10 protein-coding genes are annotated in these 13852 nt (G+C 49.9%); 6 read left to right on the top strand and 4 right to left on the bottom strand.

Features of this window, described 5'->3' with window-relative positions; all coding sequences use genetic code 11:
• Nucleotides 1-4: 4 nt before the first annotated feature.
• Nucleotides 5-457, bottom strand: a complete 453-nt coding sequence (locus tag WG68_RS09320) for a c-type cytochrome (protein ID WP_046557422.1) — start codon at nt 455-457, stop codon at nt 5-7.
• 117 nt (nt 458-574) lie between these two features.
• Here WG68_RS09320 and WG68_RS09325 point away from each other — a divergent pair, with 117 nt between their 5' ends.
• The 4 genes from WG68_RS09325 to WG68_RS09340 are packed head-to-tail and all read left to right on the top strand — an operon-like array spanning nt 575 to nt 9728.
• Nucleotides 575-3529 (top strand): bifunctional diguanylate cyclase/phosphodiesterase, encoded by a 2955-nt coding sequence (locus tag WG68_RS09325; protein ID WP_052749036.1) that lies wholly within the window; start codon nt 575-577, stop codon nt 3527-3529.
• 41 nt (nt 3530-3570) lie between these two features.
• Nucleotides 3571-6693 (top strand): amidohydrolase family protein, encoded by a 3123-nt coding sequence (locus tag WG68_RS09330; protein WP_046557424.1) that lies wholly within the window; start codon nt 3571-3573, stop codon nt 6691-6693.
• A gap of 15 nt (nt 6694-6708) precedes the next feature.
• Nucleotides 6709-8007, top strand: coding sequence for an amidohydrolase family protein (locus WG68_RS09335; protein WP_046557425.1), 1299 nt, complete (start codon nt 6709-6711; stop codon nt 8005-8007).
• Nucleotides 8008-8066: 59 nt separating this feature from the next.
• Nucleotides 8067-9728, top strand: coding sequence for a M28 family metallopeptidase (locus WG68_RS09340; RefSeq protein WP_046557426.1), 1662 nt, complete (start codon nt 8067-8069; stop codon nt 9726-9728).
• A gap of 45 nt (nt 9729-9773) precedes the next feature.
• Here the strand turns inward: WG68_RS09340 and WG68_RS09345 are convergent, their stop codons facing one another.
• Together WG68_RS09345 and WG68_RS09350 are read right to left on the bottom strand one after the other, a co-directional pair.
• Entirely contained in the window at nt 9774-10571 is a 798-nt protein-coding gene (locus tag WG68_RS09345; RefSeq protein WP_046557427.1) for a response regulator, read from the bottom strand.
• 41 nt (nt 10572-10612) lie between these two features.
• Complete coding sequence (locus tag WG68_RS09350) at nt 10613-11134, bottom strand: translation initiation factor (RefSeq protein WP_456059089.1); 522 nt, start codon at nt 11132-11134, stop codon at nt 10613-10615.
• Nucleotides 11135-11167: 33 nt separating this feature from the next.
• Between WG68_RS09350 and WG68_RS09355 the strand changes: the two genes are divergently transcribed.
• Nucleotides 11168-11845 carry a GAF domain-containing protein gene (locus WG68_RS09355; protein WP_046557428.1) on the top strand — a complete coding sequence of 226 codons (678 nt, stop codon included), beginning with the start codon at nt 11168-11170 and terminating at the stop codon, nt 11843-11845.
• 62 nt (nt 11846-11907) lie between these two features.
• Nucleotides 11908-13104, top strand: coding sequence for an amino acid aminotransferase (locus WG68_RS09360; protein ID WP_046557429.1), 1197 nt, complete (start codon nt 11908-11910; stop codon nt 13102-13104).
• Nucleotides 13105-13267: 163 nt separating this feature from the next.
• Here WG68_RS09360 and msrA read toward each other — a convergent pair whose 3' ends face one another.
• Entirely contained in the window at nt 13268-13801 is a 534-nt protein-coding gene (msrA, locus tag WG68_RS09365; RefSeq protein ID WP_046557430.1) for a peptide-methionine (S)-S-oxide reductase MsrA, read from the bottom strand.
• Between the last annotated feature and the right edge of the window lie 51 nt (nt 13802-13852).

Genomic DNA, 13852 nt, shown 5'->3' on the forward strand with positions numbered 1-13852 from the left:
ATTATCACTGCTTGTAATTATCGTGGCACGCTTTGCAATTGCGGGCAAAGTTACCAAAAGCCCGACGTACCTGGCTGGTGTCACCGCTTTGGGCGGCGGCTTGTAACACCGTCGCATCGGCCGCCAGCTTTTCACCGCGCTGTAAAAAATCATCCAGGTTTTTCCAGATATCGGCTTTGGCATCACCGCCACCTTGCTCCGTACCGGCTACCTGAAACGCTTCCCAGGGTAAAGTCGTTACCAGTACTAAGGCATCGGCACGTTTTTGCACCCGGGCGGCATCATAAGTGACTTCGCCTTTAATCATTTCGTTAATATCCGCCATGTTATGGCGGATCAGCTGAAAGGCGGCCTGACGGTAGGTAACGGCGTCTTTGGCGTCGGTAAAGGCCGTTGCTGCTGTTAAAGGTGTCGACACAACAATTGCAAGTAGGCTGGCGAATAGGGCTTTTTTCATTTGTTCATTCTCTTTTGTTGGTTTTGCGTGCAATAATGTTAAGGTAACAACAATAGCACTTGGCTAGTGTCTGTTGTACCAGACTGAATTTACTATAACAATAGCAAGGTCGCTGCATTGAAGGATGTAAATACCACTAAACCGACAGGGATGAACTCGCTGGGGCTACAATTCTCGGTGGTAGTATTTATTGCCATTATTGCGGCCGGATTAATGTTTGCTTATGCAGTGATCTGGTTGCAGGAGCAGGCGGTTACCCAGCAGCAACTTGCCGCAGTACAGCGTTCTGCAACGAATTATGCCCGGCAATTTGACCTCCGGCTTGATGATAAAGAGCAAGCCGCCATCGCTGCCAGCCAGGTAATAAGCCGATACTTAGCAGAGCAGGGCCGTACTGCCGGCAATATTCCACGTGCTGGCAGTGACGGTCTTATTCGCCAACAAGACAGCTTTTCTGCCGCTCTATTGCCCGCTACTAATCTAAAGAACAGTACGGCCGGTTTATTTAGCCATAGCCAGTTATTATGGCAGCAGTTGTCACCACTTATGTTACTGCAAGATTTCTACAGTTTTTACTTTGTCACGGCAGATCAATTTATTCGGGTGGCACCAGCGGAGCTGGCGCAGCAGCTTAGGCTGGAACATGATCTAACCAGCAGCTTGTTTTTCCAGGAGGCCACACCTGAAAATAACCCGGCAAAATTACCTCGTTGGACGCCGGTGTATTATCATCCAATCTGGCAAAAATGGGTTAGCAGTATCCTGGTACCGGTTTATCTGAAGGAGCAGTTTATCGGGGTGAGTGTGGCCGACATCGAGTTAACAGAATTAACCCGTAACGTCGGCAATATTGGCCACTGGAGCCCCCATAGCCGCACTTTATTGTTTAATAGCCAGGGCCGCTTGATTAATTCACTCGTGGAACAGGGTGCTGCTGGTGCGCTGTATGCCGGTGACGTGGTAAGCGAGCCCGATCTTATACTTCATATCGAGCACGCGTTGCGCCATGCCGGGGCTCCCGGAAGCAAAGCCAATAAATATTTGTTTGCCGCCGTCCCTCTGAAGCATTTGAACTGGCATGCGGCTATTTATCACGATAAAGCGCAAGTGTTGTCGACACTTAAGCAATTTCGGGGGCGTTTGCTGGCGCTGTTTGTTGCCGTCGCCATTATTCTGACGGTATTGCTGCATTTGTTCAGTTACCAGTTTTTATTAAAACGTTTGAACAAATTATCTGGTGCTGTGGTGAAACTAAGCCGGGGTGACATTCAGCAAGTGGGTTTAGATGATAAAAAAGATGAAATTGGTATTTTAAACCGTGCTTTTACCAGTATGTCTTCTGAAATTGCCCAGTTGGTGACGGGCTTAAATGCCCGGATTGCGGAAAAAGAGCAAGCCGAGCGGGCCGCGCGTAAATTAAGTAAAGCCGTATCCTTTTCCAGCTCGGGGATCTTACTGACTGACCCACACCTCACCATTGAGTACCTTAACCCCTTTCTGACCGATTTACTGGGTTGCGACGAGCGCAGTGTGGTAAACCAGCCGCTGCACATCCTGCTGGCGGATGAAATGCAGCAACTGAGTGTTGAAATTAGTCAAACCTTGCACGAGCGCCAACATTGGCAAGGTGACATTTTATTGCAGCATCAACAGTTGCCTGCTCAGCAGTTTTGGGTCTCGCTGGCGATTGCGCCAATACGTGATGAAATTGGCACCTTGCTTAATTACGTATGTGCCATGCAGGATATTTCTTTTATTAAACAAAGTCAGAAACAAATGGAACAGCTGGCCTATTACGACGTTTTAACCGGGTTGGCTAATCGCAGTTACTTTCGGGATCAACTACGCAAGGCCATTGCCATGGCTCATCGGGGTTACTACAACTTCGCCTTACTGTATTTCGATCTGGATGAATTTAAGCGGATTAACGATACCCTGGGCCACGATGCCGGCGATGAGTTATTAAAAGAGGTTGCTAAGCGGCTGACGTCACGTTTACGTGAGGAAGACACCATAGCACGGCTGGGAGGCGATGAATTTGCCGTTATTTTAAGTGGTATTAAAGATCGGCAGCAGGCATCGGCCATTGCGACTAATCTGCAGCAGGCGTTTCTGGAGCCGGTCAAGCTGGGCCACCATGATGTAGCGATCAGTGCCAGTATTGGTATTACCGTGGCGCCGGAAGATGCATCCGAAGAAGAATTACTGCTCAAACATGCCGATTTGGCCATGTATGAAGCCAAAGCCCGCGGTAAAAACACCTTTCACTTTTTCAGCCAGGACCTGAATGACGCGGCCAACGAACGACTGCAAATTGAAAACCAGCTGCGCGAAGCCATTCGTGAACAGCAATTTCTATTATATTTTCAACCTAAAGTCGATATTCGTACTGAAGTGATAACCGGTTACGAAACCTTGATCCGCTGGCTGCGGCCCGACAACAGTTTGGTACCACCGATAAAGTTTATTCCTGTGGCAGAAAGTACCGGTTTGATTGTGCAGATTGGCGAGTGGATCATCTGGGAAGCATGCCGTTTTCTGGCCCGCCAGCAAAGCCGTGGTTACGATGTGACGCTGTCAATTAACCTGTCAGTACGCCAGTTTAATGATCAGGATTTGCCGCTTATTGTCGAGCGGATCTTAAAACGTACCGGGGTAAAACCGCGCGCCGTCATTTTTGAAATTACCGAAAGTATGCTAATGGGTGATACAGATGCGGCTATCAACCAGTTAAATCAGTTAAAACGCCTCGGCGTCTCTTTATCTATTGATGACTTTGGTACAGGCTATTCATCGCTGAGTTATTTAAAACGCTTTCCGGTTGATGAACTGAAAATAGACCGATCTTTTGTCAAAGATATACCCCAAGATCGAAACGATATGGACATTGTTGCTGCCATTATTGCTATGGCGCAGAAAATGAATCTGCGGGTGGTTGCTGAAGGGGTGGAAACAGCTCAACAGGTTGAGTTTTTGCGCGAAAATGGTTGTTATGAAGTACAGGGTTACTTTTATAGCATGCCACTGCCAGAGCAGGAACTTAATCAGCTTAATTACACGGTTAATACCTAAAATAATTAATATCTACAATAGAATAAAATCAGGAAATGTTTATGACACCAGCTCGCCTGTCCATGTTCAGCATGGCTCTGCTTGGTGCTTTTTGCACAGGTAGTATTGCCGATCAAACGTCGCCACAACTGGGTATCCGCGATAAAACGCCGAATCTGGTTGCTCTTATCAATGCCACTGTTGTCACTGAGCCGGGAAAGACCCTGTCTTCAGCTATGGTACTGATCCGTGATGGCAAAATTGAAAGTGTCAGCACAACCAATAAGGTACCTGCTGGCTACCAGGCGATTGATTTAGCCGGTTATCATTTATATGCGGGCTTTATCGATGCTTACAGCCAATATGGCGTGCCAGAAGCGGCCAAAGCGGAAGGCTTTCGCTTCGGTGGTAAGCCGGTGTATGAAAATGAGCGGGTTGGCGGCAATGCCGCCAATGGTGCTATTCATGCAGAGCAGCGCTGGATTACCCAGTTTAAACCAGACGCTAAAGCGGCAGAAGAGTTACTCAAGCAGGGCTTTACCGCCGTGCAAACGGCGCGGCATGATGGCATTTTTCGCGGTACCAGCCTGGTCGCTTCGCTGGCGCAGGGCCTGCCAAATGATTTAGTACTTAAAGCCGACAGCCAGCAGTTTATGTCATTTAGTAAGGGCAGCTCAAAGCAAAGCTATCCGTCTTCACTGATGGGCAGTATTGCCCTTATCCGGCAAACCTTTGCTGATGCCAATTGGTATCAGGCTGCACAAACTAAACAGGATTTTCGCTTTGTCAGTGGCGGTGTGGAGTATAATGCCGCGCTGGCCAGTGTCGCGAATGCCCGGACATTGGGCGTGTTATTTGATACCAGTGATGAGCGGGCGCTATTACGGGCCGATAAGTTGCTGGCCGAGTTTAATATCGATAACGCTGCAATTTTGGGTTCCGGCCACGAATATAACCGGCTGGCTGAAGTAAAAGCGACTGGCCGTACGCTGGTGCTGCCGCTGAGCTTTCCCGCTGCACCGGAAGTGACGCTGGCGGATCAACAGCTTGATGTCAATCTGGCCGATTTACGGCATTGGGAGCGGGCGCCTGCTAACCCGGCAGTGCTGGCAAATGCCGGTGTGCGTTTTGCACTGACCAGCCATGGCCTGAAGAAAAAAGAAGACTTTCTGCCTAACTTGCGCAAAGCCGTACAATATGGCCTGAGCCAGCAGCAAGCGTTAGCAGCATTAACCACAGTGCCGGCCAGCATGCTGGGCCTGGAGCAACAACTGGGTAAAATTGCCAGTGGTTATCAGGCTGATATCGTGGTGAGTCGTGGTGATTTATTTGCCGATGGCGAAATAGTAGCCACCTGGTTACGTGGCCAGGTGCAGGAATTTGTGCCACTTAGCGTAGCGCAGTTTGCCGGTAATTATCAACTGAATGTCGCTGGTGAGCGCTTCAATTTAAATCTCAGCGGCCACGCGCCGAAACTGAAGGGTGAATTGACGCTGGGCGAGCAAAAAGTAGAGTTACAACATTTAGTGGTACAGGGGCAGAACCTGCAATTTAGCGCGCCACTGCAAAAGTTAACCGGTAAGGCCGAAGTTGCCCAGTTTAGCGGCGAATTGCGTGGCACTGAGCTAAGCGGCCGTTGGCAGCAAGCGGATGGCAGTGCGCTAACCATAGTGGCTGAGCGAAGTGCTCAACCAGCCAGCGAACCAAAAGCAGATAAAGCGCCAGCAGTATTAGTGTCAAACCAGACCTATCCCAACCGGGCGTTCGGCAGAAACAGTTTGCCGAAGCAGCAAAACCTGCATATCAAAAACGCCACCCTGTGGACCGCAACCGGGCAAGGCGTGCTGCAGAGTGCCGATATTATTGTCCGTGATGGCAAAATAAGCCGGATTGGTCAGCAGCTTAGTACGCCGCGCGGCTATGAGGTGATTGACGGCAACGGTATGCACGTGACGCCAGGTATCATTGATGAGCATTCGCATATCGCTACCGAGCAGGGCGTAAACGAAGGCAGCCATGCTAATACGGCGGAAGTGCATCTGGGTGATGTCATTAACCCGGACGACATTAATATCTACCGTGGCCTGGCAGGGGGCGTTACCACTGTGCAGCTGCTACATGGCAGTGCCAATCCGATTGGTGGTCGGGCGCAAATCATCAGCTTGCGCTGGGGGGAGTCGGCAGAAGGCATGAAGTTTGCCGGCGCACCAGGTAGCATTAAATTTGCACTGGGTGAGAACGTTAAACAATCAAACTGGGGCAGTGAGTTCACCAGCCGCTATCCGCAAAGCCGGATTGGGGTTGATACTTTTATCCGCGATAATTTCCAGGCAGCAAAAGAGTACCAGGCCAGCTGGCAGGCTTATAATAAGCTGTCAAAACGTCAGCAGGGTCAGGTACAGGCGCCACGGCGTGATTACCAGTTAGAGACGTTAGTCGAAATTCTGGAAGGCAAGCGCCATATTCATACCCATTCCTATGTAGCGTCAGAAATACTGATGCTGATTAAGCTGGCTGAGGAAATGGGCTTTAATATTCAAACCTTTACCCATATTCTGGAAGGCTACAAAGTGGCCAGTGAGATGCAGGCGCATGGTGCCAGTGTGTCAACGTTTGCCGATTGGTGGGGTTTTAAAATGGAAGTGAATGATGCCATTCCTACCAATACCTGCCTGATGCATGATCAAGGCTTGCTGGTTAGCGTTAACTCGGATGATCCGGGCTTGCTACGCCGCTTAAATCAGGAAGCCGCTAAATCGACCATGTATTGCGACATGGATGAGCATGAAGCGCTGAAAATGGTTACCATTAACCCGGCAAAACAGCTGAAAATTGACGATAAAGTGGGTTCGCTGGCAGAAGGCAAGCAGGCTGATTTAGTGCTGTGGGATGGCCATCCGCTATCGGTGTACGCTCAGGTCCAACAAACCTGGATTAATGGCACCCGTTATTTTGACCGCAATGAAGATATCGCATTGCGTGCCAGCCAGGATACAGAAAAGCAACAGTTGATCCAAAAAGTGCTGACTGCTGGAGAGTCTGCCCGCAATGGCGTTGACAATGGCTACAAACAAGACGACCCGATTTGGCACTGTGAAGACAATGCCGATTGGTTACAACTGCGCTTTGGTCAGCACGCTGACCATGCCGGTCATACCCATAGCCATCAGCATCTGCAGCACTAGGGAGTAGCAAACGCGATGAAAACATTACGTAAAGTTTTACTGCTGGCAACAGCACTGGCGTCAGCCACCGCTGCTGCAGTTAACCCGGTGCCGGGCAGCAAACAACAACAACCACTGCTGCTGCAAAATGCCATGGTACACAGTGTCAGCACCGCCCCGGTGCAGCAGGATGTGTTAGTGGTAGCAGGTAAAATTGCGGCTATAGGCACCAACTTAGCTATTCCTGCTGATACGCAGCAGCTGAATTTAACCGGTAAGCATTTATACCCGGGGTTAATTGCGCTGATTAATCAGTTAGGCTTAATTGAAGTGGAGGCCGTCCGCGCGACCCGTGATGACCGCGAAACCAGTTCAACTAACCCGGATTTACAGGTGCAGGTGGCCTATAACGCTGATTCAGTGGTGATCCCCACCATTCGCAGCAATGGTTTTAGCCACAGCCTGATCTACCCGGATGGCGCCATGCTAACGGGCCGGTCAGCTTTAATGCAGCTGGATGCCTGGAACTGGCAGGATGCGACAGTGCAAGCCAATGTCGGCTTGCACGTTAGCTGGCCGCGGATGAGCGTGCAAAGCGGTTGGTGGGTGCGCGACAGTGCCGAGAAGCAGCGCGAGAACCAGCAGAAGCAATTGGCCGAGCTGCAGCAGTATTTTGCGCAGGCGCATGCCTATTATCTGGCTGAGCAGGCGGGATTAAACCGGGGTAAAGATTCGCGCTGGCATGCCATGCTGGAATTTTTCGCCGGCGAGTTACCCTTATTCGTGCACGCGGACGACCCACGGCAAATTCGCCAGGCTATGTTGCTGGCCGAAAAATACCAGGTGCGTTTGGTGATAGTAGGTGGCCGGGATAGCTGGCGCCTGGCTGATGAGTTGGCCAAAGCCAAAGTAGACGTGATTTACACCGCGCCTTATGGCCTGCCAACCCGCGGTGATGAAGCTTATGATCAGGCGTTCTCTGCACCAGGTCAGTTGCGCCAGGCTGGGGTACGTTTAGCCTTATCGTTAGATGGCTTTTGGGATACCCGCAACCTGGTGTTTGCTGCAGGACACGTTACCCGTTATGGCCTGAGTAGTGAAGACGCGCTACGGGCATTAACGCTGGACGCGGCCGCTATTGCCGGTGTGGCTGACCGTTTAGGCAGCATTGAGGTGGGCAAAAGTGCCAGCTTAGTGGTGTCTGATGGTGATATTTTTGATTATCGCGGCCATAAAATTGAACATTTGTGGATTGATGGTCGTAAAGTGGATTTAAACAACCACCATAAACAACTGCATGAACGGTTTAAGCAGCGTTACAGCAACGCTGAGTAACCCCCAACAGTTTCATCCAAGTGCCAGTAATAGCTGGCACTTTTATTTTCGGAGAATCCATGTTGTATAAATTTACCAGCGGCATTACCTTGGCGCTGTTATTAAGCGCGTGTTCTGGCAGCAGCCCGCCTGAGCAACAACTTAGTGCCCGCCCGGCCGCCATTGAAGCCCACCTGACGTTTTTAGCCAGTGACGAGCTGGAAGGGCGCGATACCGGCAGCCGCGGTCATCAAATTGCCGCTAACTATATTGCCAGCCAGTTTCAGGCGCTGGGTTTAGCGCCGGCAGGCGACAACAACAGTTATTTTCAGCAGGTACCACTGCGCTCGGCCAGGGTGCAACAAGACAGCGTTAAACTAAGCTTTCGCCGTGCTGACGAGCAGTGGCAACTTAGTTATCCACAACAATTTACCAGTGGCGCGTCGCTTGGTGATACAGATGTCGCGCTAAGCGCGCCGTTAGTGTTTGTCGGGTATGGGCTGGTATCCGAAGAATTTGGCTTAGATGATTATGCCGGGCTTAATGTTAACGGCAAAATTGTGGTGCAGTTAGCCGGTTTGCCAGCGTCGTTACCAAGTGAAGAGCGGGCGTACCTTGGCAGTATTAAAGGCCAGCTGGCTGCCGAGCGCGGCGCAGTAGGGGTTATTAGTATTCATACGCCACAGCAGGAGAAAACCCGGCCTTATGCTAATAGCTTGCTGTATTTAAACACGCCGCGTTTAGCCTGGCTTAATGCTGACGGTGAGCCTGGTAATGGCCGTGGTTTACAGGCCGGTGCTTACCTGCACCCTGACGCGGCTGCCAGCTTGTTTGAGCAAGAGCAACAAAACCTGGGCGAGATATTCAGCATGCTGGAAGCGGATCAACAGCCTCGTGGTTTTGCCCTGCAGGCAACAGCCAGTTTAGCCTCTAGCAGCAGCCTGCAACAAATCAGCAGCCCTAATGTTATTGCAGTGCTTGAAGGCAGCGACCCGACGCTGCGAGATGAATATGTGGTGATCACCGCGCATTCTGATCATATCGGTTTTAGCAATGACTTACGCAGTGACGATAAAATTAACAACGGTGCCATGGACAATGCTGCCGGTATGGCCATTTTACTGGAAACGGCGCGGATGTTCAGCGAGTTAACCGTAAAACCGAAACGTTCCATTTTGTTTGTAGTGGTTACCGCAGAAGAGAAGGGTTTGTTAGGGGCCGATTACTTTGCCCATAACCCGACCCGGCCGTTGGCGAGTTTGGTCGCAAATGTCAATCTGGATATGCCGGTATTGTTGTATCCGTTTGCTGATCTGATTGCCTTTGGTGCCAACCATTCTACTCTGGGCGATGTCGTTGCCGCTGCTGCGGGCAAAGAAGGCATTACCTTAAGTGCAGATCCAATGCCAGAGCAGGCAATATTTACCCGCTCTGATCACTTTACCCTGGTAAAACAAGGGGTGCCGGCGGTATTTTTAATGACCGGCTTTACGTCGAAAGACCCAACTCAGGATGGCGGTAAAATCTGGGCCAGCTTTTTCGCTAAGCATTATCACAAACCATCAGACAATATTGCCAGCTTAAGCAAAGAATATGGTCCTATTCGCTATGACGCCGGGGCGGTGTTCGCCGATATTAATTTTAATATTGCGCTGGATATTGCCAATACCCCACAGCGGCCTTTGTGGAAAGCTGACAGCTTTTTTAACAAGGTATTTGGCAAAGAGTATAACCGGCAATAGGTAATAACCCAGGCAGCCAGAGAGCTGGCTGCCTGTTTTAATGGCTTACTGCTCGAGTAATTTAAACAGTAGCGCTTTTACCAGTTCAGGTTCAAAGGGTTTATCGCACATGGCGTTAACGCCAGACTGGGCGATATTGCTTAAGTGAGTGTCATTGGCTTCGCTGGTTACCATCAGTACCGGAATGTGCGATTGCTGGCTATTTTCGCGAATATACTGGGTTAATTCGCGGCCATTTACCTCCGGCATATTGTAGTCGGTCACCACCAAATCAAACATTTGCTGTTTTAAAATCTCAATAGCTTGCTGGCCATCTTCGGCTTCAGTCAGGTGTTGAATACCTAAGTTGCTTAATACCCGTTTAATATGGTTGCGGGCCAGCCGGCTGTCATCTACCACCAGTACCCGGATATCATGCACATCAAATAATGACAGCTCCAGTTCACTGGGGCTGAGCAAATCGATGGCGGCATTTAACGCCTTGCCCAGATGCGCCGTAGTAAAGGGTTTAGGTAGAATGGCAACTACCCCGGACTGTTTAAATTCTTCCAGGGTCGCTTTACGGGTTTCACTGGAGACCAGCATAAACGGAATTTCGGCTAATTTGGGCTGTTGTTTAATTTTATGCAGTAAATCCAGCGCGGTGCCATCGGCAAAGTGCAACGCACAGGTAATTAAATCTGGCTGATGTTCCATGATTTTTAAAAAGGCGCTGCTGACCGAATCCGCTTCGCTGATATGTTGCACCTGCTCTTGTTTAAGGTGGCGGCTGATAATTTTGCGCTGCGTATCTGAGGGTTCAACCAACAGAATGTGTAAGTCAGCCGGTGATAATTGTTGCATGCTTATTCCTATCGCTTTATCTGGCTAATACGCCTGCAGCTTTAGCCGCCAGCCCATTTCACGTTAAAGCCCTTTTGGCTTAAATGTTGTTCGATTAATTCGCGTTTATCGGCTTGAATTTCAATAATACCGTCTTTTACCGCGCCGCCACAGGCACACTTTTTCTTCAGGGCGGCACATAGCTCGTTTAGCTCGCTGACGGGTTTGGCAATGCCACTGATGGTTAACACTGTTTTGCCACCCCGGCCTTTTTTTTCACGGCGCAGCCGCACAGCACCGTCAGGGTAGGCTGTGCCGCCTGCTTCAGTCGGCCTGGCTTTGTCAATTTTCCCTTTATCGGTGCTGTACACCAGAGAGTCATTATTACCATCTGCCACGCTGTCAGCACTGCGACCACGCTGCTGTTGCCAGTCGGCCAGGGAAATTTTCTGCGCCATAACTTTTGCCGTAAGGTTCGGGGTTAGCATAAGAAGTAGCGCCAGCTTACCGAGCGAAACGAAAGCCAGCAAGTTTTTCTCAGCCTGACTTGGCTTTTTAATGGCTTCTGCTAAAATGGTCCACATTTTAGAAATCTGGATGGCTATAGCCTGGGCGATATGCAAGCATTTGACTATTTACAACGTAGCGGTTTACTAAGCGAATACGGTGATATCAGCACTGATATTGACCTGCATTGCCGTGCTTTAATGGATTATCTGACAACGGCCCGCGGTGATGTTCGCTGGCAGTTTCAGGTGCCGGAGTTGGGCGAGGGCGGGGCTTGCAGTTTGTTTGGCCAGTTAGCCACTGAACCCTATTCGTTACTGCCGATTTTAGGCGGTGATACTCCAGCCACCCAGCATGCCCTTAGCAAGTTGAGTGCTATTGCCAGCTATTACCAGCAGCATAGTGGCCAGGACTGGTTTGGTATTTATCAGGCGCGGCCTAACGTCGCCGGCGAGCCGGTATTGGTGAAACTGGCCTATTACGGCGCTGCGTCGCGGGCTGAATTTCCGCTAAACAGTGAATTTGCCAAAATCAGTAATAATAGTACTGTAGGGTTAAGTGGTCAGGCCCGGGTGATTAACAGCGTGGCAGATTATCTGGCGGCAGGTGGCGAATATTATACCTGCGATCCTAAGGTACAGGCCGAAGCGTGTTTGCCTCTGTTTGACCAATCAGGCAAAATAGCGGGTATTGTCGATGCCGAACATTTTCAGCAGGCCATTTTTACCCCTGCCGCCATGGCGTTACTGGTTGCAGTTTGTTTAATAGTGCCGGAATATTTACCCTAGCAAGTGAGCGTGCGCTTACTTCTTAATATTTTTAATGCAACATACTAACCAGGTAGAGCCTTATGTTTTCTCAGTTACAAACGGTTGCCACTGATCCTATTCTGGGCCTGATGGCCGAATACAAAGCAGACCCTAACCCCAACAAGGTTGATTTAGGGGTTGGCGTTTATAAAGACGAGCAAGGCCATACTGCGGTACTTAAGTGCGTCAAAGAAGCGGAAGCGCTGCGCTTAAAGCAGGAAGACAGTAAAACCTATATTGGCATGGCAGGCGATCTGAGCTTTAACGCGCATATTGAAAAGCTGGCATTTGGCCCGGCGCATCAGGTATTGCTGGCTAACCGGGTAACCACCGCCCATACCCCGGGTGGTACTGGTGCGCTTAGGGTGGCGGCTGAGTTTATTAAGCGGGCCAACCCGAATGCCACTATCTGGGTTACCACGCCTACCTGGGCTAATCATATTTCACTGTTTCAGGCGGCGGGTTTAAAAGTTAAAGAATACGCTTATTACGATTACGACAGCAAAGGCCTGCAAACCGAGCAGATGTTTGCAGATTTAAATACCATTCCAGCCGGTGACGTGGTGCTGGTGCATGCCTGCTGCCACAACCCCAGTGGTATGGATTTAAACTTTGAGCAATGGCAGCGTTTTACCGCCATTGCTAAAGAGCGCGGCTTTACGCCGTTGGTAGATATGGCCTATCAGGGTTTTGGTAGCGGCCTGGACGAAGATGCTGCCGGCCTGCGTTACCTGGCGGACAATGTGCCAGAGCTGCTGTTATGCAGCTCTTGTTCAAAAAACTTTGGCCTGTATCGTGAGCGGATTGGTGCGGTTAGTATCGTCGCAGAAGACAGCAAAGTGGCTGAAATAGCCCGGGTGAATTTGCTCAGCGTGGTACGCAGTATTTATTCCATGCCGCCGGCGCATGGCGCTATCATTGTTAGCCATATTCTGGATAGCCAGGAGCTAACGGCATTGTGGCATCAGGAACTGGCAGAAATGCGCAACCGGATTAACGACTATCGCCAGCTGATTATTGATAAACTGGCAGCAGAGGGCGTCAGCCAGGATTTCAGCTTTATTACCCGTCAGCACGGCATGTTCAGTTTCCTGGGGATTAACAAAGCTCAAATCGACCGCTTAAAAGCCGAGTTCAGTATTTATATGGTCGGCTCCAGCCGCGTTAGCATCGCAGGGTTGAACCATAGTAATATTGATTATTTCGCTAAATCGGTTGCGACTGTGCTCAAAGGCTGAATAGCTTAAATCGGTAATAAACTATTTGAAACTACAATAATGCCAGACCGTTCAGCGCTCTGGCATTTTTTTAGTCGTTTATGCCAACCCAATCCAAACGTTTTTCCGTTGTGAGACTATAAAATCTTTTGTGTAAGCGGGCTTTCCCATCTATGGTTTTTATCTATTTCATCAATTGGCTAAACAGCTGGCGGAATTTGGCCATTTTCGGGGCAACGATAAACTGACAGTACCCCTGCTGCGGGTTTTGCAGAAAATAGCCCTGATGGTAATCTTCGGCTGGGTAAAAGGTACTGGCTGGGCTAATTTCAGTGACGATTGGCTGGTCAAATAGCTGTTGTTCGCTCAGATCATTTATGATGTTACGGACTTCGTCCGCTTGCTGCTCGCTGTGGTAAAACAGCACAGAGCGATACTGAGTGCCGACATCATTGCCCTGGCGGTTGAGTTGGGTCGGGTCATGCAAGGCGAAAAACACCTGACACAGCTGCGAGAAACTGATTTTTGCCGGATCAAAGCGTACCTGCACCACTTCAGCATGGCCGGTAGTACCGCTGCAGATGCTGCGATAGTCGGGGTTGGCAGTATGGCCACCCATATAACCACTCACTGCTTGCTGCACGCCGTTAAGCTGGTTAAGTGCTGATTCCAGACACCAGAAACATCCCGCGCCAAAAGTGGCAATGTCGCTACTCATGTTTACTCCGTTTTATTTGCCGATAAGTTTACAGATCGATAGCTAATAGCA

The sequence above is a fragment of the Arsukibacterium ikkense genome, from assembly GCF_000987775.1.
GTDB classification, from domain to species: Bacteria; Pseudomonadota; Gammaproteobacteria; order Enterobacterales; family Alteromonadaceae; genus Alishewanella; species Alishewanella ikkense.

What these genes read in the sequence shown, in the direction of transcription:
- WG68_RS09330 (WP_046557424.1), top strand. Translation starts at nt 3,571, where the DNA reads ATGACACCAGCTCGCCTGTCCATGTTCAGCATGGCTCTGCTTGGTGCT.
- msrA (WP_046557430.1), bottom strand. Translation starts at nt 13,801, where the DNA reads ATGAGTAGCGACATTGCCACTTTTGGCGCGGGATGTTTCTGGTGTCTG.
- WG68_RS09340 (WP_046557426.1), top strand. Translation starts at nt 8,067, where the DNA reads ATGTTGTATAAATTTACCAGCGGCATTACCTTGGCGCTGTTATTAAGC.
- WG68_RS09345 (WP_046557427.1), bottom strand. Translation starts at nt 10,571, where the DNA reads ATGCAACAATTATCACCGGCTGACTTACACATTCTGTTGGTTGAACCC.
- WG68_RS09350 (WP_456059089.1), bottom strand. Translation starts at nt 11,134, where the DNA reads ATGTGGACCATTTTAGCAGAAGCCATTAAAAAGCCAAGTCAGGCTGAG.
- WG68_RS09355 (WP_046557428.1), top strand. Translation starts at nt 11,168, where the DNA reads ATGCAAGCATTTGACTATTTACAACGTAGCGGTTTACTAAGCGAATAC.
- WG68_RS09360 (WP_046557429.1), top strand. Translation starts at nt 11,908, where the DNA reads ATGTTTTCTCAGTTACAAACGGTTGCCACTGATCCTATTCTGGGCCTG.
- WG68_RS09335 (WP_046557425.1), top strand. Translation starts at nt 6,709, where the DNA reads ATGAAAACATTACGTAAAGTTTTACTGCTGGCAACAGCACTGGCGTCA.
- WG68_RS09320 (WP_046557422.1), bottom strand. Translation starts at nt 457, where the DNA reads ATGAAAAAAGCCCTATTCGCCAGCCTACTTGCAATTGTTGTGTCGACA.